Below are 1,721 nucleotides of genomic sequence, written 5' to 3'. Positions count from 1 at the left end.
ATCGGTGGATTCGGGCTCAGGCATGGGTGTGCCCTGCATCCGGCCGTGTGGTCATGCTCTAAGCCCACCTGGACTCTCTCACCTCGGCCGCTTCGGCACCGACGCCGGTGTGAACCGGGGTGTTCGCCGGGGTAGCGGAGACCCGCCTCCCCGGCGAACGCCCCGCCTACGCGAGCTCGATGCTGAGCTGGGCACCCAGCTCGCGGAAACCCAGCGCGAGCGCGACCCGCCGGGATGCGGGCCCCCGGGCCCGCCACTGCGGGAGCAACCCGGCCGCCAGCGCGTGCGCTACCGCCCCGGAGCCGGTCAGCTGGGCCAGCCCCTGCCCCCGCCACTGCGGCGCGGTCAGCACGCCGACGTGAGCGGTCCGGCTCGGCCAGGCCCGGTATCCGGCAGCGGCGACCACCTCGCCAACCTCACGAACCACGAACGCGGGCGAGGTGATCTCGCCGAGCCCGGCCTCATCCGCGTCCTGACCGCCCGCCAGTTTCTCCAAGGCCCGCAGGTCGGGGTGCTCGCCTGGCAACTGTTCTACCGTCAGCCCGCCAGCCGACACCGGCCGGAACCCCTCAGCGGACACATACGCCAGCGCCGCCGGGCCGAGCACCCGGGCCACCGACAGCACCCCGCGGACCGAATCGGCACCAGCGACAGCCCCAACCGGCAGGTTCGCCAACGCGTTGCGCACCGTCACGGCCGCATCTTCGCTGGGCGCGGTCACGATCGCCGAACCTCCCAGCACCACCACGCCGACCCAACCCGACGGGCACATCCCCGACTCCGGTGACACCACCACGCTCACACCTCCCGTCGGCGCAAACGACACCGGCACCGAAGCCAGGTTCTCCCACAGCCCACGGGCCCTGATCAGCAAGGGATCTATCGACATGACCCGATCCTGTCAGCCCGAACATCAGGCGGACCTGCGAAATAAAAGCGCCCAGATCGTCATCGAGGCCCCGCAAACCAGCGGCGCCTGCCCGGGCGTTGTCCGTTGACCGGGCTGTCTGCTGCGGTCAATGTGGCGCCGGAGCCGGTCCTGGCAGTGCCCGTGGCGCCCCATACCACGGCACCCGGCCGTTTTAAAACGGCCGCTTCATCCGGAGAGTGGTTCCCGTAAGGGCGACCGGGACGACGCGGGACGAAGGGAGGGCAATGGTGGCGCCCCGGTGGCCTCGCTTCCGCTCGGCATGTGATCGACTCTCGCGGCGAGACAGCGGCCTACCACAAGATCGGCCGTACGCGTCCGGCCGGCGAGGGCTCAGAGTTGGTCGTGCGGGGCGGAAAGGGCTGCGTGCCCTATCAGGTTTTTCCGGCCGCACCAAGACGGGAGTGGGGTGCACACTGCTTCCGCGACGCGCCGACGGGCCCCATTCGCGGGGGTTTTCGATCCGCGTTTGGTGCGGCCGGGGAAAGTCTGCAAACTGCTCCCTCGACGAACCAAGGGACTCCGAAAACGGCATGTGATGCGTCTCACATCTTGACTCTCGGTGCGCCTGGCAGCTCGTGAACTCGTTACCCAGCAAAGGGTTTTAGCAGACGCAGGAGGTTTGCTCGATGGAAAACAGATCCGCCGCTTACCTGCGTTCCACAGTTGAGCGGGGTTCTCGGGGGTGCGGCAGGGCATTGATGCAGGTCAGGCGGTTGGACCTAGTGCGAAACCTCTGAATCGCCTAGTGGCACGACTTACATACCCCAGTGGTAGTGACCTGGTGTGATGT

1 protein-coding gene is annotated in these 1,721 nt (G+C 68.2%); it reads right to left on the bottom strand.

What is annotated here, in order from left to right:
• Positions 1–166: 166 nt before the first annotated feature.
• Complete coding sequence (locus C7C46_RS33340; protein ID WP_110673623.1) at positions 167–889, bottom strand: GNAT family N-acetyltransferase; 723 nt, start codon at positions 887–889, stop codon at positions 167–169.
• Positions 890–1,721 lie beyond the last annotated feature (832 nt).

The organism is Streptomyces tateyamensis, from assembly GCF_003205575.1.
Taxonomy (GTDB): Bacteria; Actinomycetota; Actinomycetes; order Streptomycetales; family Streptomycetaceae; genus Kitasatospora; species Kitasatospora tateyamensis.
This window is presented reverse-complemented; position numbering and strand designations above follow the sequence as displayed.

Excerpts from the sequence above, each read along its gene's own strand:
- C7C46_RS33340 (WP_110673623.1), bottom strand. The coding sequence starts at position 889 with ATGTCGATAGATCCCTTGCTGATCAGGGCCCGTGGGCTGTGGGAGAAC.